This is a genomic window from Deinococcus sp. Arct2-2 (genome assembly GCF_004801315.1).
Classification (GTDB): Bacteria; Deinococcota; Deinococci; order Deinococcales; family Deinococcaceae; genus Deinococcus.
Genome location: NZ_SSNW01000049.1, coordinates 1 through 20,370 on the forward strand (window position 1 = coordinate 1; position 20,370 = coordinate 20,370).

Genomic DNA, 20,370 nt, shown 5'->3' on the forward strand with positions numbered 1-20,370 from the left:
CACCGTCGCTGAGGGCGTCATTCCCTGAATATGCACACTTTTGTCCGGATTTCAACGTATGGCATTGACACGCCTTGCATACCGCGCTATATTGACGTCAATCAAACGAGATCAGCCACCGTCCGAGAAGGGCGGATTTTTCGTTTTACCTACCTGCCCGCTGGAAAGTCCTTTGCCTGACGTCAATCAGCTTGCTTAGCTTGGCTGAACCCTAAAACACCATACAGCGCCGCCAGCAGCAAACACAGCGGCGTATAGAACCGGGCGTCCATGCGGGCAAACTGGGTGTCCGAGGGCTTGCGGGTCAGGCCCACGCTGCGGCCATCGCCCACAGCCCGAATCAGGAACACGCCCACAATGACGCGCAAAGGCCAGCGCAATCGGGCTGCACTTTGGGATTGAGAGAACAGAGCCGCGCCGCTCATGCCTGCCAGACCTGCGGCCACCACCAACGTCGCGGCGGGCGAGGGTAAAAACACCGGCTTGCCCGCTGTAGTTTGGGGCAGAGCGGCAGTCAGTCCGGCGCGGCCCCCGGCGGCCCAGTACACATGCACAGCAGAAATGACCCCCGTAATCAGGGCGGCCCCCGCAGAAGCAAAGCGCATCAAAACGGGGGCCGGGAGTTTGTCTGACATAGGGTGATCAGACACTTTTTGAAGCAGAAGAATGTCCTGCTTAGGCGATATCGCGCCCGGTTTGGCCCAGCATTAGCAGGCCGTAGCCCAGCGCGTAGGCCGTGAGGATCATGCACAGCGATTCTGGGAAAGGGACGGCGAGCGAAAGAAGCGAAACGACTACCAGCCCCACGATCAGTAAGACAGGTAACAAGATAAGGGGGCGGCTCAACATGAGGTTAGCCTGAGCGCAGGCCGTGACGCGAATCTGACAACCTAGCCATTTGGATGTATTGGCGCTGGGGATGCAGCAATCTTGCCCCAGCCTTCGCCCCAGAGGAGGCCCAAGCCGTAGCCGATAAACGGGAGAACGAGGCTAAGGACAAACAGTAGACCAAACTCTATAGCAATCCAGAAATGAAATACCAACACCGCTGAAGCCAAGCCGACGCAGACGCCCCACCACGCGCTCAGATGGGGTTGAGCTTGACGAGTTCTGTTGGCCTTCACGCGCAGTAGGGCAAGCGGCAACAACATGAGACCCAGCAGCAGCGCCAGAGGAATCAAAAACCTAATCAGAACAAAACCTAATCAGAACAAGTAGAGGTACAAATTCTTGAGACTCAACCCACTCCATTCTCAAGGCGACAACAGTCGATGCGAGCAACGGAAGCACTATCGGCCACAGCCAAGGTTTGACGGGCAGCGTGGGGCGTCTGACTTGTTTTGGCTCCGGCCACACTGCCACGCCAACAACACCGCCCAAGAGTGCAGCGGGCATCAGAGGAAAGAGCCACCCAGTCAGCATGTAGATGGAATAGGGAATGTCACTATCTTGGCGGTGTTCAGGCATCAGCAGGTAAACGTTGACGACAGTTGCCACTATGACAACGCCCAACCCCGCACCCCATGCCGCACCTTTACTGCGCTGGCCTACCCAGATGCACAGCGCAGTGATGATGGAAATCGGAAGCAGAAACAAAATCGCAAACCCCACATTCAGGGCGTCACTTTTGCCCAGCAGCAGGCCGCGCACCACACTCGCCAAACTGCCCAGCAGCGGCACACCCAGCATCAGCAAAGGCAGGGCAAACGGCGGCAGAAGCCGGAAATTCAACCTTCATCCAGCGTAGCCAGCCCATGCCGCAGCGCGTACAGGGCGGCTTGCGTGCGGCTTTCCAGTCCCAGTTTGCCCAGCAAGCGGCTGACATGGGTTTTTACGGTGGCCTCTGCCACGCCCTGATCTTGGGCAATGTCGCGGTTAGAGTGGCCGTGCGCGATCAGTTGCAGCACGATCACCTCTTTGGGCGTCAGGTTCTCGCGCATTTCGGGCGAGCGGAAATCGCGCACCAAGCGGCGGGCGGCTTCCGGGTGCAATCTCACTTCCCCACGTGCGGCGGCATGAATGGCTTCGGCCAACGTATCGCTACTGGCGTCCTTGAGCATGTAGCCCATCGCCCCGGCGTCAATCGCGCCGTTGACTTTGTGTTCTTCCAGCGTGCTGGTCAGGGCAATCACTTCGGTGTCGGGCAGTTGGCGGCGCAGCAGGCGGGTGGCGGTAATGCCGTCCATCACGGGCATCATCAAGTCCATTACCACCACATCGGGGCGCAGGCGGGCGGCTTCGGCAAGGGCTTCTTCACCGTTGGCGGCCTCGCCCACCACGTCTATCAGCGGGTCTAGGCCCAGAAACAGGCGCAGGCCTTGGCGCACCACCGCATGATCGTCTACGAGCAGCACGCGCACGCTGCGGCTAGAGGTGGGGGCGGCGTCGGGCGTTTGGTGCTGGGTCATGGATTCCTCCGGGGGTCAGATGTGCTGTCAGAAGTTGAGGTGTCAGTAGGCGAGGTGTCGGGCGTAGGCGTCGGAGCAGCGTCATAGGGAGAGGCGGCGTCGGTGTAAGCCAACGCAAAAGCACTGGCGGGCGCGTCTACGAACACGTCCAGCGCGGGGGGAACGAAAGGCGGCGGGGTGTCGGGGAATGGGGGCGTCTCCCCGGTCACTGTTTGATCTGTCGCCGCTTCTCCCACTGCGTTCTCCCCTAACAGCGTCTCCGCTTCTGCCGATGCCTCTGGCAAAGCAGGCGCGGGCAGCGGCAACACCAGCGGGTCACGGTCTGTAAAGCGCACGCGTAGGCTGAGGGCTTGCGGTACTTTCAGCAGCACCCGGCCCGCCCCCGCCCGAATATCGAGGCTGCCGCGTGTGCCGGGGCGCACATTCACGGTCACGTTGCCCTGCCCCGCATTCACACTGCTTCTGCCCGATTGCGGCAGGGTCAGGCGCACGTTGCCGCCCGACGCGCCCACACTCAGCGTCTGCACCCGCGCCGCGCCCAAGTTCAGGGCCAAGTTGCCGCCGTCAGCATTTACGCGCAGGGCTTCGGGGGCCGCTCCGGTGGGAGCCGACACCGTGATACTCCCGGCGGCGCTCACGATAGACAGCGGGCCACTTTGCCGCGCTGGGAGGGTGATCTTGAGTTGGCCGTAAGTGGTGCGGGTGGTCAGGGCACGCAGCCGCAGGGCGCTGAGGTCGAGGGTTTGGTCGCCCGTGACCGTGCGGGTGGTGAGCGTAATGGGCAGGCCCCGGCTCAGGCGCAGGTCTAGGCGGTGTTGCAGCGGCTCTGGCCCCCCGGTGACGGTTACGCCCCGCTGAAGCGGCTGCACGTTCAGCGTGACGGCGGCGGTCATGGTGGCTCCTTTCAGGCCAGAAGCTCCCAGCGTGCCGCCCGTGCGGGTCGTGTCTACGCTGACCGGATTGCGCGTGCGGTGGGTGGCGGTGCCACCCAACAAGTCGGCGCTGCCGGGGGCCAGAGCGTCTAGGCGCAGGTCGGTTCGGTCGCCTTCCAGCCGCACGGTGGCCGCCGCCAACCCATCTTGCGAGATGTTGATGGGCGTGAGGCTGCCGCGTAAACCGGGTGTAGGCCGCACCGTGACCGTGTTCCAAGCCAGCGTACCGCCCAACACGGCCAGCCCCAGCCCCAGCGCCATCCGCGCCAGCACGGGGGGAATGGGCTGTCCAGTTTGGTTAGCGGGGTGGGGACGGGGAGGGGTGCGGGTCATGACTGCGCTCCGGTAGACATGGCGACGGGTTGCGGTTCGGCGGGGGCGGCAGGCAAACGCAGCGTTACCGTCGTCCCAGACTCCGTTCCAGACGGTATTCCTACCTGTGCGGCCCGCACACTCCGCACCTCCAGCGTGCCGCCCGCGCCCGCCGCCCGCTCGCGCATACTGCGCTGGCCCAAAGTGCCCCGGCCCTGTTGTTCTGGGTCGAAACCTCGCCCATCGTCGCGCACGGTCAACGTGACCCAGCCACCCGCCTGCTGCACACTCAGCCACACCTGATGGGCGCGGGCATGCTTGACCACGTTGTGCAGGGCTTCCTGCGCCACACGATAGGCGGCGGCCTGAGCGTCGGGGGTCAGGTGAGGTTCGGCGGGCAGATCGGCAAAAACCGTCAGACCGTGCCGGGCTTCCATCGCCTGTGCGTGTCCGGTCAGGGCAGCCACCAGCCCGCCTTCTTCCAGCGCGTCGGGGCGCAGGCTGAACAGCAGGGCTTTCATTTCCGACACGCCGCCCTCGGCCAAGCGAATGGTGTAATCGAGGCTGGCGCGGGCTTTTCCAGTGTCCCGGTCGAGGGTAGCGCGGGCGGTTTTGGCCCCCAGCGTAATGCCGTAAAGCGCCTGCGCCACGCTGTCGTGCAGTTCGCGGGCCAACCGAGCGCGTTCCTGTTCTCCGGCCCGTGTGCCTGCCCGCTCGATCAGTTGGGCGGCGTGCAGGGCGGTTCCGGCGTGGTCGGCAATAGAGAGCAGGAAGGCCAGTTCATCGGGGCCGGGGCGCGTACCGGGGGTATAGACGGCCTGCAACATCCCGCCGTCCAGCACTTCGGCAGAGGGGGGCAGCGACACCGGAAAAGAGACCAGAGTGGCCCCGCCCGCCGTATAGCGTACGTCGGCCTCTCCTTGGGGCACGGGCGCAGATTGATTGGGCAGCAGCCACTCTGCGGGGGCCGTGCCGCTTGACGCCCGAGCCGTGCCATCGGGGGCCAAGAGCGCCACCGCCTGCGCGGTACTGGCCAGCCTTGCTTGTACGGCAAGGTCAGCCAATGTTGCGTCTAGGTCGTCGCCCAGCGCCACCCGGCCCGCCGCCCGCCGCAGCGCCATCACTTCTCGCCGCGCCGCTTCGTAGCCCATGTCGCCGCCCAACAGGGCCAACGTGAGGCGCGTCCACATCCGGCCCATCAGGTTCAGCACGCCGCCCAGCACCAGCAGGCTCCCGAGGCCCAGCACCAACAGTCCGGCCACGACAGGCAGCCCCGGCGTAACGGTGGAATCTTGCCACACCAGCGGAAACAACGGCGGATAAAGCCACCACAGCGGCGAGGCCAACGCCCCCAGCGTCAGCAAAAGCAGGCTGCCCAGCACCAGCCAGCACAGCGCCGCCAACGGAAACTGCACGACATGAAACAGCAGTGCCCGGTAAGTGGCCGGGTCGGACAGGGTGGCCCGCACCCACGCCCACACGCCCGTATAGGCCGGAGGCGGCCCCGCCCGCACGAACGTGACGCCCAACAGCCCAGCCAGTACGCGCTGCACGTCGGCCAAGCCCCCCACCAGCCAGAGTGCGCCCAGCAGCAAGGCCGCGCCCACCACCAGCGCCAACGTCAGGACGCCGCCCACCACGCCCACCGTAAGCAGACCCACCACCAAACCGCCCGCCGGAAGCGCCAGCAACACATACAACGCCACCCGGAAGGCATAAGGGTCGAGTACATCGGCCAGCAACCCGCGCCGGGGGGCAGGAGAGGAGACGGGGGGGGGTGGGGCGGTCATGGCCCTCATCATGCACGCAGGCTAAGGGGTGTGGGTGTGCGGGGCGTCCGCCGAAAGGGGGAAGGGAGGCGGGGGGTGGGGGAAGACTAGGGTTGTGGGGGGTTGGTCTAATGGTCTAAGGTGCTGGGGCGGTTACTGGGTGGCCCCCTCACCCCGCTGTATTCACAGCGTCCCTCTCCCGCAAAGGGCGAGGGCAACAGACAAGGGCCAGAAGCTGGGTTTAGCTCCCTCACCCTTGAGGGGGGACTCGCAGAGCTGCGAAGCAGTGGGCCGGGGAGGGGGTGAGTGAGCAACGCGATTGCCCTTCCTTAGATCCTTGACCCTTAGAACAATCCCCCCAGAAACGCCGCTTTACACCCACCCTCACCCCACGATGTCCCGCAGCCGCCCAGCATCCGTCACGCGCACGGTTCGGCGTTCCAGCGAAATCAGGCCCAAGCGGTAGAACTCGCCCAGCTTGCGGCTGACCACTTCGGGCACGCTGCCCAGTTCGGCGGCAAGGGTGCTGTTGGTGGGCAGAGGAAAAGCGCCGGGGTGGGCGTATTCCAGCAAGTAGGCGGCCAAGCGTGCGCCCAGTTCGGTCAGCACCAGCCGCTGCATCCGCGCCGTCAACTCGGCTTCGCGGCGGGCCAAGTGCGCCACCAACGCCCGCGAGAGGTCGGGGGAAGCAAACACGGTCTGCCGAACTTGGGACGCAGGCAGGCTCAGCACCCGCGCAGGCGTCAGCGTAGTCAGGGTCGCTGTGTACGGTGCAGAGTTCAGGAATACCTCGCTCCCGCCCGTCACTTGCCGCGCTCCGGCCACAAACAGGGTCAGTTCCCGGCCCCCCGCCGCAAAGCTCGACGCATGAACCGTGCCGGACTGCACGATAAAGAGGCAGTCGGCAGCGTCACCTTGCCGCGCCAGTACCGTTCCCGCCGCCACATCCAGCACGCGGGCCACCCCCACTAGTGGCCCTAGCGCCTCTGCCGACGCCTCGGTGAACAGCGGGGTCAGGCGCAGGAGGGCCAGAATATCCATGCCCGGATGTTGACATCTAGGGAGAATCAGCGTGACCGTATCAAAAGGAAAAGTGGGCGCGGTTACGGGCAATAAAACTGTACTGATCGGCGGGTACATCTTCTTCGGGATAAATAGCGTTGACGGGGCAGGCAGGCACGCAAGCACCGCACCAAATGCATTCTTCGGGATGAATGACGAACTGATTCCCGGCGTCGTAGATACATTCCACGGGGCAAACTTCGGTGCAGGCCGAGTCTTTTACGCCTATGCATGGGCTGGTAATGACATGAATCATGTTGGGTAGCTTGCCGGGTCTGCCCCGCCCACGCCATGACCTAGGTCAAGCGCCGCCCAAAGAGAAGCCGCCGCCCCCCAACTTGGAAGGCGGCGCTACGTTCAGTTGGCTCAGCTAGGAATACGCAGTTTCTGGCCCACTTTGATCAGGTCAGGGTTGCTGATGTTGTTGTAATGGGCAATCTTTTTGTACTCGCCCGCGTTGCCGTAGTACTTCTGGGCAATTTCGCCCAAGGTATCGCCGGATTGCACGGTGTACACGGTGTCTCCGGTGTCGGTGTCCTTCTCTTTAGTCAGTTCCTTCGCTCCGGCGGCAACTTTCAGGCCGCTCACGTCTACGGAAGCCACACCCTGTACGGCGCGGGCCAACTGCTCGGCTAGGCGCTGCTCGTGGTCGTTATCTACGACGCCGCGCAAGATGATGCTCTTGCCGCTTTGCAGAACGTCAATGGGGTCGTCTTTCAGTTCGCCGTTGTTCTTGAGGGCGCTGTAAACGGCCTTGGCGATCTTGCTGTTGTCTTCGGCTTCCTGAAGTTCGGCGTCAATGCTGGGCGTGCCGAGGCTAGGGGCCGAAATGCTAGGCGTGGGTGCGCCGGGCGCAACCTGAGCGGGAGCGCTGGCAGGCGTAGGGGTGGTTTCTTGGGCTACCAAACCGCCCACATCCACGCTCTTGACGCCGTTGATGCCCTCGGCGACGATACGTACCAAGTTGCCGTAGCGGTCGTTGGGAACCATGCCGCTGACCGTCACGTTACCGTGATTCTCAGTGACTTGAAGGCCCAAATCTTTCAGCTTGGGCTGGGCGTTGAGGGCGTCTTTCACTCGGTCAGCGGTATTTTTTCCAAAGGGCCACATAGGGGCAGCGTACACCCCGAGGCCCCCACTGTGAAATACCCCACGTTTGATGAAGGGAAGCTCAGCGGCGATTCTCATGCAGCCTGAAAACCGCCTGCTGGGACGCCAAAGAATATGAGACTACCCAGTCAGGGAAGTTTAGGCAGTGGGGGCAAGGTTGGTGATTCTATCCAAAGCCTCAAGGCCGCCTCACCTATTGGCCCGGTCAGGGCTCTCGCCAAAGTCACAAGGTCATCGGTTCTGACTGTGCCGCCGCTAGAGCGGGCGACGTAAGCTTGGAGGAAAGCCCGAAATTGGGCGTCTCCCACAGCAACGCGCAGGGCGTGCAGGGCCAGTGCGCCCCGGCGGTAGGCGCTGGTGTCGAAGAGTTGCTCGGCGCGGCGGGCCACCAGTGGGCGCGTGCCGAACTGGTTTAGGGTGGCCCACCAGCGGGCAGCCATCGCCTGTCCATCTTGCCCATCGGACTGCGCCCACAGCAACTCGGCATAGGTGGCAAAGCCTTCGTTGAGCCACACGTCTGACCAATCGGCGGGGGTAATGTCGTTGCCAAACCACTGGTGCGCCAACTCGTGCAGGGCCACCGGTTCGCGGCTGGACGTGAGGGGCATGGTGGTCAGGGTGGCCGTTTCTAGGGCCGGAAGCTGAGGCGTGACGATGGCGACGCCGTAAGCCCCGAACGGATACGGCCCGAACCAGCCCGACAGCACGCGCAGCATCTCGTCGGTGCGGGCGTAGGCTCCCTTGGCCTGAAAAAACGTGCCGGGAGGAAAATAATCGCGGCGCTGAACGGGTGCGCCGCCTACGCCCACAGGCACGCCGGGAGAATCGACCCGCTGGAACTTGTTGACATGAATACCGAGCGCGTAGGTGGGAATCGGCTGGGCCTGCGAAAACACGAAAGTCTGCGGGCCATTTTGTGTTCCCGTCTGGCTGACCTGCACGCCGCTGGCCGCCGCCGTAAAGCCTGCCGGAACCGTGATGCGCGTGGTAAACGTGGCCTTATCGGAGGGATGATCGTTGCTGGGCAAAAAGCTGTGGGTGCCGTTGGGTTCGCTGAGGGCAAAATTGGCCCCCGCTACATCTGCGCCCGTGCCCGCAGCAGGCACACTTTGCCAGCCCAAATCTACCGGAAAAGTGAAATCCGGATCGCGGACGATGCCGGGAGTTCCGGCGTAACTGACGGTGAGGGTGGCCTGCGTTCCCGGCAGCAGCGGCTTAGGCAGGGCCACCAACAACTTTTGTGCGGCGCTGTCGGTGCGGAACACCACCGGGCGGCCATTCCAGCGCACGGCCGAGACGGTGGGGCCAACAAAATCCAGCCGAATCTGCGAGAGGGGCTGCGTGGCAGTGAGCGTCAGGGTCACTTCGCCCTGCAACTGGGGTGTGCCGGGGCGGACGACGGTGAGCGACAGGTCGTAATTCAGGACATCCAGCCCCGCTTGGCCCAGCGACGGGAAGATGGAATCTCCGATGGTGCGCGGAGCAGGCAAGGCGGTGGGGGGCGGCAAAGTCGGCACGCTGAGCGCCTCTCCCCTGCCGCCGCACAGAAGCAGCCCAAGCAAAATAAACGCCCCACACCTGTTCTCATTCATCATCAGATGGATTCACCCTCAGATGGAGTAGTAGCTGCGGGTTTTGCCGCGCAAAAAGTCTTTGGTGGGCAGCCAAATCAGCGGATTGCGCTCCTCCACTTCGGGCGGCGGGCCGTAGCGCACCAACGCCTCTACCATCTCGAAGGGCACCCATTTGACGCCCACGACTTCGGGGTCGGTGGGGTCAAGTTCACCGTGAAACTCGGCGGTAAAGCGGGCAAAGGTGGCGTAACACTCGTTGCGTGTGCCCGTCAGCAGTTCGCCTTCCAGCAGGCTGACAAACATCAGGTCGGTGACAGTGAGGCCCGTTTCGACCAGCACTTGGCGCACGGCGGCGGCGGCCAACGTTTCGCCCGCCTGCGCTTTGCCGCCCGGAAGGCCGTAAAAGATGCTGCCGTCGTCCATCCGTTCTTCCACCAGCAGCAATTGGCCTTCGCGCACCAAGTAGACGTGCGCGGCGCGCTTGATGGGCAGGGTGCGCGAGAGGTGACTCATGTGCCGCGCAGTCTAGAGCATTGGCGTGTGGGTGAGGGGGATTGGGTAGGTTTGGTTTGCGGGTGCTTGGTCTAAGGGTCTAGGGTCTAAGGAAGGGCAATCGCTGCGCTCACTTCCCCTCACCCCGCTGCTAAGCAGCGCCCCTCTCCCGCAGGGGGCGAGGGCGAACGGCAAGAGCTAGAAACTTGGGTTTTTAGCTCCTCACCCTTGAGGGGGGAGGCTGGGAGAGGGTGAGTGAGCGCCAGCGATTGCCCTTCCGCCACCCCCATCCCCCTACTGCCCTTGCAGCAGCCTTAGCACCTCATCCGGCAGGCGCGCAGGGCGGTAGGTCCTGTCGGTGGCGATGTGCTGGGTTTCTCCGGTGGCGATCAAGTCGGCGGGGCCGTCCGGGTTTGCGCGGTGCAGTTCGTAGGTAAATTTCAGGGTGCGGCTGCGAATTTCCGAGACGCGGGTGGTCAGGGTCAGGCGGTCATCGTAGCGGGCGGCGCGGCGGTACTGCACGTTCAGGCCGCTGAGCATCAGGAAATAGCCGCGTGCTTCCACCTCAGCATACGGTAGCCCCAGCGCGTGCATCAGGTCGGTGCGGCCTACCTCGAACCAGATGGGGTAATTGGCATGGTGCGCCACCGCCATCGCATCGGTTTCGGCGTAGCGCACACGGATTTCGGTTTGAATACTGGCTGTTTGAATGCTGGCGCTGGATTCAGTCATTCCATTCACCGTTAAAGGGGAACATCCGCCGCCGAATGAAACTCCAGCACAGGCGTGCGCCGCAGCTTGACCTGCGCCGTCACTTCCCGCTGAAGGTGGCCGCGTGCGTGGTTCAGGGCGTCCAGCAGGCCGTTCATGTCGGCGTTCATAGAACTGACGTAAATCCGGGCGATGCCGTAATCGGATGTGACGGCCACCCGCTCTACGGTCACGATCATGGGCACACGCGGGTCACGCAGTTGGGCAATGGCGTCGCTCAGCACGCGCAGGAGTTGAGACTGGACTTGTTCGGGCCTCATGGCTGCACCGGGAGGGAAAAAACGGGCGAGATCATCTGGACATGTTACGGGATGACCTATCTCGCGCAGTGTTATCTGGCATAACGTCTGCCCGTGTAATCGGTAAATACGCCGATGCCGTAGCTGACTTTGCGTGTGCTGTCTATAATCGCCGCGCCGTTCCAAGCCACGCCCGTACTGCTGCCGCCGTCAAGTAGTAAGGCGTCGCGCACGCCAAGCCGGGCCATGACTTTGCCCATTTCGGTGGTGGTCAGGCGCGAATGCGTTGATACGAACACCAAGTCGCGGTTGCTGCTGAGGCCCACGGCACTCCGGGCGGCTCGGCCAAACAGCGCCGCATCACGGAAAGCCACGTTGTAGCGCGTTTGGACTCGGCCCCCCAACAAAATGCGCGGCCCGGTGGCAATTACGGTTTCCATGCCGTTCCATGTGGACTCCAGCGGGCGGCCCAGCAGTCCGGTGGTGGTCACGGCAAAGGCGGCGCGGTTGTCCGGCGTAATGGCGAGGGCAGCGGGAATGCGGCCCCACGTGAGCAGGCGGCCCTGCATCACCAAATCTCCGGCGGGGGCAAAGGTCTGAGGATGAAAATAACTGCCGTTGATGACGGCCCGCGCTCCGCTTTGTTGGGCCAGCGTGCTCACCCGCGCTCCGTAGCCGAGGCCCGCACGTGGCAACACTGGGGCCACCAACACGTCGCGGTGACGCAAATCTACCCGGAAGACCTGCACCGGAATATTCAGCGGATTGAAGCGTTTGAAGGTCACGGCGGCCCCGCGTGCAGCGGGCGGAATCGGCACTGGCACCCGCTGAGGCACCAGCAGCTTTTGCCCCGGTACCAAGCGCGTGTTGGCATTCAGGCGGTTCAGGTTCATCAGGGCAGGGCGGGTGGTGCGGTAGCGGGCGGCGAGGCTGTCGGCGCTGTCGCGCAGGCCCACGCGCACGTAGGTATAGATGATGCGAACTTCGGTGGTGGGCCGGGGTGCAGGGCGGGCGGCAGCCACAGAGCCGATGCCCGTTCCCCGCGTGGGCAGGCGCAACCGCTGACCCGGCGTAATCACACTGCCGCGTAAGCCGTTCAGCACTTGCAAAGACCCCACGCTGACGCCGTAGCGCACCGCAATTTTGCTGAGGAAGTCGCCAGATTTGACGGTATACACGCCCTGACCAGCGTTGACCGAAGAGCTTGGACGCACGGCAGGCGCGGCATTCCCGCTTAGGCGCAGCACTTGCCCGACTCGGATGGTGTCTCCGGTCAGGCCGTTCAGGGTTTTGAGGCGGGTCACACTCACACCCTGCTGGGTGGCGATCTTAAAAAGGGTATCGCCAGACTTCACTTTTACGGTAGCGGGCGCGGCCACACCTGCACCAAACATCATCAGGGTCAACATAGCAACAGAGCAAACACGGCGTACCATCGCCCCTAGCTGAGCATGCCAAGTTCAGCAGCGGGTGAGCCGAAGCTGACTGGGAGTGAGGATGAAGGGGCCGGGGCGGTGGGGGGTGCGGTTAAGGGTGGAAGGTGAACCCCCCCGTTGCTGACGCAACGCCCCCCTTAGAGGTGGGGACTAAAAGCTGTTGCGCTCCCCTCAAGGGGGGCTGGCTGCGAAGCAGACTGGGGGGTTTACACGTCAGCGCCGCAAGCTCTCAAGTCCCCGGCGTACTCCCCGGCAACACCGCCACACGCCCAATCATGTAGGCCACGCCATACAAAAACAGCGTCACGACTGGCAAAAAGCGCAGGCCGACGCGGTGTTCGATCAATTTGCCGCGCACCAGAATCTCTAGAACATAGAGGCTCATCAGGGCAAACAGGCTGTACATCCAGTGTTCCCAATTGCGGCTGGGATCGGGTTCGAAGCCGTATTTGGTCAGGCCGCCCGCCGCAGCAGTGGCACTGGGAACCTTGAGGCCGTTCAGGGCCAGCAAAATTCCCGTAACCGCTGGCAGCAGCGTAAAGAACCACGTGACGCGCAGCCCCACCGTGAAACTGGAATGCACCGCACCCCTGATGGCCGGAAAGGCGCTCCAGACGAACAGCACCAACGTGACCAAAGCGTAAGGCGTGGGCGTCAGCTTGGCCCACGCCCCAAAAAACTGATACCCGTGAACCGCTTGCAGCAACTCCATAGGGCTAGCCTAACGCGCTAGGGGCGGGAGGTGGCGGCAACAACGCAGGCAGGAATGAGAACATAGAGCGTTACTCTCACTCGCTCACCGCCTCCTCACCGTCACCTTTCCTATGAACTCAGTCGTTCAAAAACGTCAATTCCGATGCGGGCGGCAGATACGTGCCGGGGCGCAGTGGTGCGGGTTCCCCAAATCGGCTGAGAATCAGGTGGCTGGGCACGTCGGCCAGCAGCACACGCGGGCCGCTGGAGCTGACGCGCACGCCCACCAACGCCGGAGCCTGAAACGCCTCGCCCAAATCGGTGATGCCCGCCCCAAGCGTAAAGGCGTGATCGCCGTAAGGCCCGGTGACGTGCAGGGTCACGCCATCGGCCAGCAGGCGCAGGGGCAGACCTAATCCCACCAACGACCCCAGCGGCGGGTGAGGCGCACGCGAAAGCCGCGCCACCGCCACCCCCAGCAGCGTGCCGGGGCGCACCACGTCGCCCGATTGCAGCAGGCGTGCGCCCTGACTCACTTCTAGGTCGACAGGCACGTTGATGATGCTGAGGCCGTCGCGGTGCTGCTCGGCCCGCAACCCGCTGAGGTGCGGCACGCTGGCGAGTTGGCCCAAATCGAACGCGCCCCCCAGCGGCATATTCACGCTGCTCACGTCGCCGTTGGCGGTCACGAGGGCCAGCGTGCGGTCTTCGCGGTATTCGATGCCTTCTACGGCGGGCGGCGGGACAGACACGCGGGCAGCGGGAGCTAAGCGGCGGGCCTGTCTTCTGCGCCAGAGGAAGAACAGCAGCCCCAAGAGCGCCGCGCCGCCCAACACCCAAGCGGCGAAGCGGGCGGGGCCACCGGAGTTCTCTGGTGTTACAGGCAGGGTTGGCGGGACAGACGGGCCAGTGCCGACGCTTCCAGCCGCAGGAAGCACGCGCCCTCCCTCGTCGCCCGCAATGGGAGGCAGAGCCAGCCGCCGCCCATCTGCCAGCGCCAAAGTTGGTGTCAGGGTTCTGCCCGGTTTTAGGCCCGCGTTGGTCACCCGCACCGTGAATTCACGGCTGCCGGGTTGCTGCTCCAGCACGCCTTCCAGCCCGGTTCCAGCTACGCCGCCCACCCTCGCGCCGTCCAAGTTGAGGCCAATGGCGGCCCGGTAGCGCAGATTGACCGTCTCCCCTGCCTTGAGGGTGAGGTCTGCGGCAGGATTAAGCCACGCCAGCGCCGGATCGGTGCCGATATTCAGGCGCAGCAGCACGCGGCGGGCCGGAGCTTCGGCGCGGGACGAAGGAGCGCACAGCAGCACCACCGTGCCGTGTGGCAAGCGCGGCGGCACATTCAGGCGAACCAAGCCGCCCTGCGCGGTGGGTTGGGCCAACTGCACGCCACTGGCAGCCGAGGCCAACGCCAGCGGTGTGCCGTCGAGGTAGGGGGCGGCCACCTTGCCCGCATCGGTCACGGTTCTCAGGCCGTCGCCTGTAGCCACCCGCGTCAGATCAGGCACCTCGCCCACTGGCACGGTTTGGGTATCGGCGTAGCTGCTGGCGGCTAGGGCGCGGGCGGCGTCGGCGGGAATGGTGGCCCCCAGCGCCACGTAATGCAGCGTATCCAGCGTGCCACGTCCCTTAAAGGCCGCCAGCGCACCCTGGGCTGTAGCAGAGCGGCTGGTGTCGTTGTCTATGCCGTCGGTGAGCACAAAAACGCGGGTGAGGTAACGGTTCGCACCCGACAACGGCTTTAACGCGGCCTGCAAACTCTGGTACAGATAAGTGTTACGCCCATCGGCCCGCAGCGCGGCAAGGTCGCCATTAAAGCGCCCAGCGGCGGCTGGAAAATCGTAACCGCGCTGGGTTCTCACGCCGCTGTCGAAGGTCACGAGGTCGACGCGGTCAGGCTGTTCGGCCCGCACATAGTTGTTGATGCTGACCTTCACCCGCTCGAAAATATTGGCCTGACCGTCGCCAATGCCGCGCATACTGCCGCTGGTGTCCAGCAGGAACACCGCCCGCGTCTGGGTGGGCAGCGGCCCCGCAGGGAGAACACAGGCAGGGGCCGGGGCAGACGGGGGCGGCGTTGTGGGACTAGCCAGAGACAACGAAGCGGTCAGGCAAAGGAGAGAGAGGGAGAAAACGCGGCGCATCGCGTGCCCATTCTGACCTGTACAGAGGGTCAACGTGCAACCTTGGCCCCTGCCCCCAAAAATGCAGGCAACCAGACGGGCGCTGGGACGGATTTTCTACCCCCAACGCCCCTCAAGAAGACCACCCTAAGATTACGTTTATAACATAATTTATTTGACCCATTTCAGTAAAGGGAGTATACTGAGCAGACTGATGGAGGCGCAGTTGCGTGCCACCTCACCACTCTACTTTCCCTTTCCACCTCTGGCTCTCTCCCGTTTCATTCCACACCCAGCCAGAACCAGCGAGACGCCCCGCGTGGGCGGATCAGGAGGAACATGACGAAAACTGACCCCAAACCTAAGGACGCCGTGCTGGACAGCGCCCAGAATGGAAGCAACCAAGCAGAAAGTACCGTCGCAGGCGGCCCCAGCGGAAGCTACACCGCCGCCGACATTTCTGTTCTGAAAGGCCTCGAAGCCGTTCGCAAACGCCCCGGCATGTACGTGCAGGGCGGCACGGGCATCGACGGCTACCATCAACTGCTCACCGAAATCATCGACAACGCCATTGACGAAGGTTTGGCGGGCTTTGCCAACGAAGTTCATGTGATCATGCACGCCGACGGCAGCGCCACTGTGACCGACAACGGGCGCGGCATTCCCGTAGACATCATGAAAAGCGAAGGCCGTTCCGCCATCGAAGTGATCTTTACGGAGCTGCACGCAGGCGGCAAGTTCGGACAGGGCGCGTACAAGGTGTCGGGCGGCTTGCACGGCGTAGGCAGCAGCGTGGTCAACGCGCTCAGCACCTACCTTGACGTAACCGTGAACAAGGACGGCAAACTGCACCACATCCGCTTTAAGCGCGGCGACGTAGTGACCCCGCTGGAAGTGCTGGGCGACACGCCCGCCGATGTGAAGTGGGCCACCCAAGTCAGCTTCCTGCCCGACGCCGACGTGTTCAGCGAGTTTGCCAACCTGTTCGACTACGACCGCATTCGCCGCCGCCTGCGCGAGTTGGCCTACCTGACTGGCCTGAAAATCGTGATCCGCGACGAGCGCACCGAACTGCACGCGGGCGACGTGAAGGAAGAGACATTCTACGAGCAGGGCGGCATCGCCAACTTTGCCCGCGCTCTTGTAACCGACGACTCCAAGTTGCTGTACGACCAGCCCATCGTGATGCGCGGCACGCATAGCGAAGTGGAAGTGGAAGTGGCGTTCATTCACGCCAACACCTACAACGCCGACAACATCCTGACCTACGCCAACATGATCCGTACCCGCGACGGCGGCACGCCCCTGACCGGATTTAAGACGGCCTACACGCGCATTCTGAACAAGTATGCCCGCGACAAGAACCTGATCAAGAACGGCAACCCCATTCCCACCGGAGACGACCTGCTGGAGGGCATCTACTGCGTGGTCAGCGTGAAATTGGGCGAGCCTCAGTTCGAGTCTCAGGCCAAAGTGAAGCTGCTGAACAGTGAAGCGCAGACCGCCGTAAATGCCATCGTGGGCGAGAAATTCGCGGAGTTTTTGGAAGAGAACCCCAAGATCGGCAAGACGATTGTAGAAAAGGCTGCCGAAGCCGCCCGCGCCCGCGAAGCCGCCCGCAAAGCCCGCGACATCGTGCGCCGCAGCAACCCGCTGGAAAACGACGACCTGCCCGGTAAGCTGGCCGACTGCTCCTCGCAAGACCCCGCCGAATCCGAACTGTTTATCGTGGAAGGCAACTCGGCAGGCGGCAGCGCCAAAGGTGGCCGCGAGCGCCGCTTTCAGGCCATCTTGCCCCTGCGCGGCAAAATCCTGAACGTGGAAAAGTCGGAACTGAACAAGATTCTGAAAAACGCCGAAATCCGCGCCCTGATCGGGGCCATCGGGGCGGGTGTGGAAGGCACGGGTGACCGGATGCACTTCGACCTGACCAACTTGCGCTACCACAAAGTCGTCATCATGACCGACGCCGACATGGACGGCGGGCACATCACTACGCTGCTGCTGACCTTCTTCTTCCGCTATATGCGCCCCATTGTTGAACAGGGCCACTTGTATATTGCCCAGCCGCCCCTGTACCGCATTACGCTTGGCCGCGAGAAAAAAGGCACCTACCTGTACGACGAAGAAACGTTGAAGCAGCATGTGGCCCGCGCCAACAAGGAAGGCAAGAAGTACGAGATTCAGCGCTTTAAGGGACTGGGCGAAATGAACGCCGACCAGTTGTGGGAAACCACCATGAACCCCGAATTGCGCGTGCTGAAGCGTGTGAACATCGAAGACCTGATCGTCGCCAACGAAGTGTTCGATTCCCTGATGGGCACAGATGTTGCGCCCCGCAAGGAATTCATCCGCGAGAACGCGAGGTTTGCAGAAATCAGCGTTTAAGCGTTAGCCACAATAGAGAGTCAATGAAGCCGCCCCCAGATAGAAGGGGCGGCTTTATTTGCTTTTAAAATTCGGAACTTCTATAGGATCGAAATAATTTGTTCTACTGGACAGATAGGGGATGATTTTTTAACTCTATACAACTGGAGTCCATTATTGTTTCTTAAACCCCCGACCCTTAGACGCTGTTCATCCTGCCCTGACAGGTCTTTGACAGGCCAGATGCTCTAGCATGCGCCCCCGTCCATGCCTGCGCCCCTTTCTTCTTCAACACTGACTGACCCCACTGCTGTCGACCCAGCCCTTAGCGGTGGCCTACTGGCGTCCCTCCTGCCCGACCTGAGCGTGGGCGCGGTACTGGGCTTTGCCACCGGATACGCCCTCAAAAAACTGGGGCGCGTTGTGCTGCTGCTGGTGGGCCTGCTGTTCATCACGCTGCAAGTGCTGTCGTGGTTCGATCTGATTACGGTGCATTGGACGCGGGTGCAGGCGCTCAGCGAACCTTGGCTGAGGCAGGGCGGCGAACAGGGCGCGGCATGGCTCTCGCGCCTGCTGACCGCCAATTTGCCGTTTGCGGGGTCATTTACAGCGGCGTTATTGGTGGGTTTGCGGGCCCGGGGCTAGGGCTTGCGGCGAGTTGGAACGACTGGGGAGTGAGAACACAGCTGGATTCAGGTGGCGTCCGAGCGGCGTTCGCCGTAAGCGATGGCAAGCGCGGCCAGTGCAACCGCCAGCGTGCCCAGTCCCCACCACTGGCCCGCATTCAGCAGGTAAGCGGTTCCGGCCAACGCCGCCTGAAAGACGAGGGTCAGGATAGTCAGCCAAAAGGGGGCAGTGTTCTGACGCTTGAACAGATCGGCGCGGCGGGTGGGGAGCGGTTGCCACAGCACCATCAGGGCCGAGCCGCCTACGCCGAGCAGCAGCAGCGGCACATCTATAGCCGCCGCCTGAGCCTGCCCCCGGAAGGCCAGTAAAGTCAGTCCGATCAGCCCCAACCCTAGCGGGGGCAAACTGGCAGCCAGCCATTTGTCTCGCCGCAGGGCCGCAGGCGAACGCGGGGCCGAGCGCAGCAGATCGGGGGCGTCTTCGGCATTGAGGGTGAGTTGGGCCAGCGACACAGCCAGATTGGACGTGAGCAGCACCACTCCGACGCCGACGGTGGCTGCCAAGTTGCCCCCGCGTAGAGCCGGAGCTAGCAACGGCAGCAAATACAACAGTTGCAGCAGCGTGCGCGACAACAACGCCGGGTCACGCCAGATCAGCCGCCATTCCTTGAGCAGCGTGGCTGTTCTGGCCGTCCGGAACCGTAGCGGGCGGGCAGCGGTACGGCGCGGCGGGCGTGCAGTGGCCCGTTCCTGCGAGGTCTGTGCGCCCAACACAAACAGCCGGGTCAGCGCCATGACCGTGACCATCAGGCATAGCGCCGCCGCCCCCAGCAGCGCCAAGAGCGGGCCGGGTTCCGACCACGCCGCCTGCACCGGGAGGGCCAGCAGACTGCCCGACGACAGGCGCAAGCCAGCCAAGAAGTCGAATACAGGATTGAGACGGTCAGCGCCCCGGTCTTGGCCCGACAGCCGCAGCATATTAGGCAACTGGAAGGCCAGAAACACCGCCGCGCCGATCAGTGATCCCAACACGGCAGACACGGTGCGAGTGCGCTGCACGCCCAAAATTCTCACCAGCCCCAGCGTCAGCCACAGGCCCACACAGGCGGCCAATACAGCGGCGGCCAGCCACCATCCCAGCAGTCCCATGGCCCGCCACACCCCCAGTACAGCGGCGGCGGCCAGCAGCGGCACCATCAGGAGAGCCACACTGACGCCTGCCGAAAGCGCCACCCCCAGCGCCCGCGACGCCAGCACCGTGCGCGGCGCGATGGGCGAGTGCAGCAGCAAGGTCATATCTCCCCGCGTAAACAACGCCGCCAACGCTGCATTTACAGCCGCCGCCACCATCATCGTCCACAGCACCACCAACCCCAGCGCCAGCAGCGGGAGGGCCGCGTCGGGCAGCGGAGCATTTAGTCTCAGGGCCGACAGATCGGGGCGCAGGGTCAGGCCCACAAAAATCAGCAGCCCTGAAAACAGCAGCAGCCCAATCCCGATCCACCAGCGCTGTGATTGGGTCAGGTTTGCCAACGCTGCCCGCGTTTGCCAGCGCAGCAGCCACATCAGGCTGCCGGGTGGGGCGCTGTTCACTCCTTCTCCTCGGCCCGAAGGGTGGTGGTAGGCGGCGGCGCAGTCGTGATTGGCGCAGTCGTGATTGGCGCAGTCGGCCCGGTCAGGCTCAGGAAGGCGTCTTCCAGCGTGGCCGTTTCGGTGCGGGCCAGCAGTTCGGCGGGCGTGCCCTCGGCCACCAGTTCGCCGCCCGCGATGATGCCGATTCTGTCGGCCAGTCGCTCGGCCACTTCCAGAATGTGCGTGGTCAGCACCACCGCGCCGCCCGCGTCTACAAACTCGCGCAGGGCGTCCTTGACTTGGCGGGAAGCGGCGGCGTCCAGCCCGGTCAGCGGTTCGTCCAGCAGCAGCAGGCGCGGCCCGTGAATCAGTGCGCCTGCCAGCGCCAGCTTTTGCTTCATCCCGCGTGAAAAGCCCTCGGTGCGCTCGAAACGGTGCGGCCAGAGTTGCAGCCACGTCAGCAGGCGCTCGGCTTCGGGGGCCGCCTGCGCCGCGCCCATGCCCCACAACCCCGCCACGAATTCCAGATATTCGGGCGGCGTCAATTTGTCGTACAGCAAGGGATCGTCGGGCAGATAAGCAAGGTGTTGTTTGGCGGCCTGCGCGTCGGTGGTCACGCTGTGGCCCCCAATTCGCGCCTCGCCCATGTCGGGGCGGCTTAGGCCCGCGATCATGCGGATGGTGCTGGTTTTGCCCGCCCCGTTCGGCCCCAGCAGCGCGTACAGTTCGCCCGCCTCGACCCGCAGGTTCAGCCGCCGCACCGCCTCGCGGCTGCCAAAGCGTTTGCTGAGATTCACCAGTTCCAGCGCCGGGGCAGCGTGTGGGTGAGCTTGAACAGATGCCATGTCAGCACTTGAGGTCATACCGTCAGGCTACGCGCCCTTGGC

General features: G+C 63.6%; 21 protein-coding genes. 2 read left to right on the forward strand and 19 right to left on the reverse strand.

Annotation, left to right across the window (positions count from 1 at the left end):
• Positions 1-182: 182 nt before the first annotated feature.
• From E7T06_RS17210 to E7T06_RS17285, 17 genes are all read right to left on the reverse strand, one after another.
• Positions 183-635, reverse strand: coding sequence for a DUF3995 domain-containing protein (locus E7T06_RS17210; RefSeq protein ID WP_240741137.1), 453 nt, complete (start codon positions 633-635; stop codon positions 183-185).
• Positions 636-675: 40 nt separating this feature from the next.
• Positions 676-849: a hypothetical protein gene (locus E7T06_RS21335; RefSeq protein ID WP_168733614.1), complete on the reverse strand. Its 174-nt coding sequence runs from the start codon at positions 847-849 to the stop codon at positions 676-678.
• Positions 850-890: 41 nt separating this feature from the next.
• On the reverse strand, positions 891-1,181 hold the full coding sequence (locus tag E7T06_RS17215) for a hypothetical protein (RefSeq protein ID WP_136366998.1): 291 nt from the start codon (positions 1,179-1,181) through the stop codon (positions 891-893).
• Between the two features lie 4 nt (positions 1,182-1,185).
• Positions 1,186-1,689 carry a hypothetical protein gene (locus E7T06_RS17220; protein WP_136366999.1) on the reverse strand — a complete coding sequence of 168 codons (504 nt, stop codon included), beginning with the start codon at positions 1,687-1,689 and terminating at the stop codon, positions 1,186-1,188.
• Between the two features lie 38 nt (positions 1,690-1,727).
• A complete protein-coding gene (locus E7T06_RS17225) occupies positions 1,728-2,408 on the reverse strand; it encodes a response regulator transcription factor (protein WP_136367000.1) in 681 nt (226 codons plus the stop codon).
• The gene (locus tag E7T06_RS17230) at positions 2,405-3,673 is read right to left on the reverse strand and encodes a hypothetical protein (protein ID WP_205750968.1); all 1,269 of its coding nucleotides are present in this window, start codon (positions 3,671-3,673) and stop codon (positions 2,405-2,407) included. The genes E7T06_RS17225 and E7T06_RS17230 overlap by 4 nt, the downstream gene beginning before the upstream one ends.
• Positions 3,670-5,442 (reverse strand): sensor histidine kinase, encoded by a 1,773-nt coding sequence (locus E7T06_RS17235; RefSeq protein ID WP_136367001.1) that lies wholly within the window; start codon positions 5,440-5,442, stop codon positions 3,670-3,672. Before E7T06_RS17235 ends, E7T06_RS17230 begins: the two co-directional genes overlap by 4 nt.
• 363 nt (positions 5,443-5,805) lie before the next feature.
• Positions 5,806-6,462 (reverse strand): Crp/Fnr family transcriptional regulator, encoded by a 657-nt coding sequence (locus E7T06_RS17240; protein WP_136367002.1) that lies wholly within the window; start codon positions 6,460-6,462, stop codon positions 5,806-5,808.
• 40 nt (positions 6,463-6,502) lie between these two features.
• The gene (locus E7T06_RS17245; protein WP_136367003.1) at positions 6,503-6,739 is read right to left on the reverse strand and encodes a ferredoxin; all 237 of its coding nucleotides are present in this window, start codon (positions 6,737-6,739) and stop codon (positions 6,503-6,505) included.
• A gap of 110 nt (positions 6,740-6,849) precedes the next feature.
• Positions 6,850-7,593, reverse strand: coding sequence for a BON domain-containing protein (locus E7T06_RS17250; RefSeq protein ID WP_136367004.1), 744 nt, complete (start codon positions 7,591-7,593; stop codon positions 6,850-6,852).
• A 128-nt stretch (positions 7,594-7,721) separates the two neighbouring features.
• Positions 7,722-9,188, reverse strand: a complete 1,467-nt coding sequence (locus E7T06_RS17255) for a M1 family metallopeptidase (protein WP_240741138.1) — start codon at positions 9,186-9,188, stop codon at positions 7,722-7,724.
• A gap of 15 nt (positions 9,189-9,203) precedes the next feature.
• A complete protein-coding gene (locus tag E7T06_RS17260; RefSeq protein WP_136367005.1) occupies positions 9,204-9,680 on the reverse strand; it encodes an NUDIX domain-containing protein in 477 nt (158 codons plus the stop codon).
• A 273-nt stretch (positions 9,681-9,953) separates the two neighbouring features.
• Positions 9,954-10,391: a thioesterase family protein gene (locus E7T06_RS17265; protein ID WP_136367006.1), complete on the reverse strand. Its 438-nt coding sequence runs from the start codon at positions 10,389-10,391 to the stop codon at positions 9,954-9,956.
• Positions 10,392-10,402: 11 nt separating this feature from the next.
• Positions 10,403-10,690, reverse strand: a complete 288-nt coding sequence (gene rbfA / locus E7T06_RS17270; protein WP_064014105.1) for a 30S ribosome-binding factor RbfA — start codon at positions 10,688-10,690, stop codon at positions 10,403-10,405.
• Between the two features lie 71 nt (positions 10,691-10,761).
• Positions 10,762-12,078, reverse strand: coding sequence for a LysM peptidoglycan-binding domain-containing protein (locus E7T06_RS17275; RefSeq protein ID WP_240741139.1), 1,317 nt, complete (start codon positions 12,076-12,078; stop codon positions 10,762-10,764).
• 256 nt (positions 12,079-12,334) lie between these two features.
• Entirely contained in the window at positions 12,335-12,817 is a 483-nt protein-coding gene (locus tag E7T06_RS17280; RefSeq protein WP_136367008.1) for a hypothetical protein, read from the reverse strand.
• Between the two features lie 118 nt (positions 12,818-12,935).
• Positions 12,936-14,939 (reverse strand): vWA domain-containing protein, encoded by a 2,004-nt coding sequence (locus E7T06_RS17285; RefSeq protein ID WP_136367009.1) that lies wholly within the window; start codon positions 14,937-14,939, stop codon positions 12,936-12,938.
• A 318-nt stretch (positions 14,940-15,257) separates the two neighbouring features.
• On the opposite strand from E7T06_RS17285, the gene E7T06_RS17290 reads away from it, so the two are divergent.
• The gene (locus E7T06_RS17290; protein WP_136367010.1) at positions 15,258-17,306 is read left to right on the forward strand and encodes a DNA topoisomerase subunit B; all 2,049 of its coding nucleotides are present in this window, start codon (positions 15,258-15,260) and stop codon (positions 17,304-17,306) included.
• Positions 17,307-17,552: 246 nt separating this feature from the next.
• Complete coding sequence (locus E7T06_RS17295) at positions 17,553-17,930, forward strand: FUN14 domain-containing protein (protein WP_136367011.1); 378 nt, start codon at positions 17,553-17,555, stop codon at positions 17,928-17,930.
• Between the two features lie 47 nt (positions 17,931-17,977).
• Here E7T06_RS17295 and E7T06_RS17300 read toward each other — a convergent pair whose 3' ends face one another.
• Both E7T06_RS17300 and E7T06_RS17305 read right to left on the reverse strand, forming a co-directional pair.
• On the reverse strand, positions 17,978-19,504 hold the full coding sequence (locus E7T06_RS17300; protein ID WP_240741140.1) for a hypothetical protein: 1,527 nt from the start codon (positions 19,502-19,504) through the stop codon (positions 17,978-17,980).
• Positions 19,501-20,346, reverse strand: coding sequence for an ABC transporter ATP-binding protein (locus tag E7T06_RS17305; protein ID WP_205750970.1), 846 nt, complete (start codon positions 20,344-20,346; stop codon positions 19,501-19,503). The genes E7T06_RS17300 and E7T06_RS17305 overlap by 4 nt, the downstream gene beginning before the upstream one ends.
• Positions 20,347-20,370: the final 24 nt, after the last annotated feature.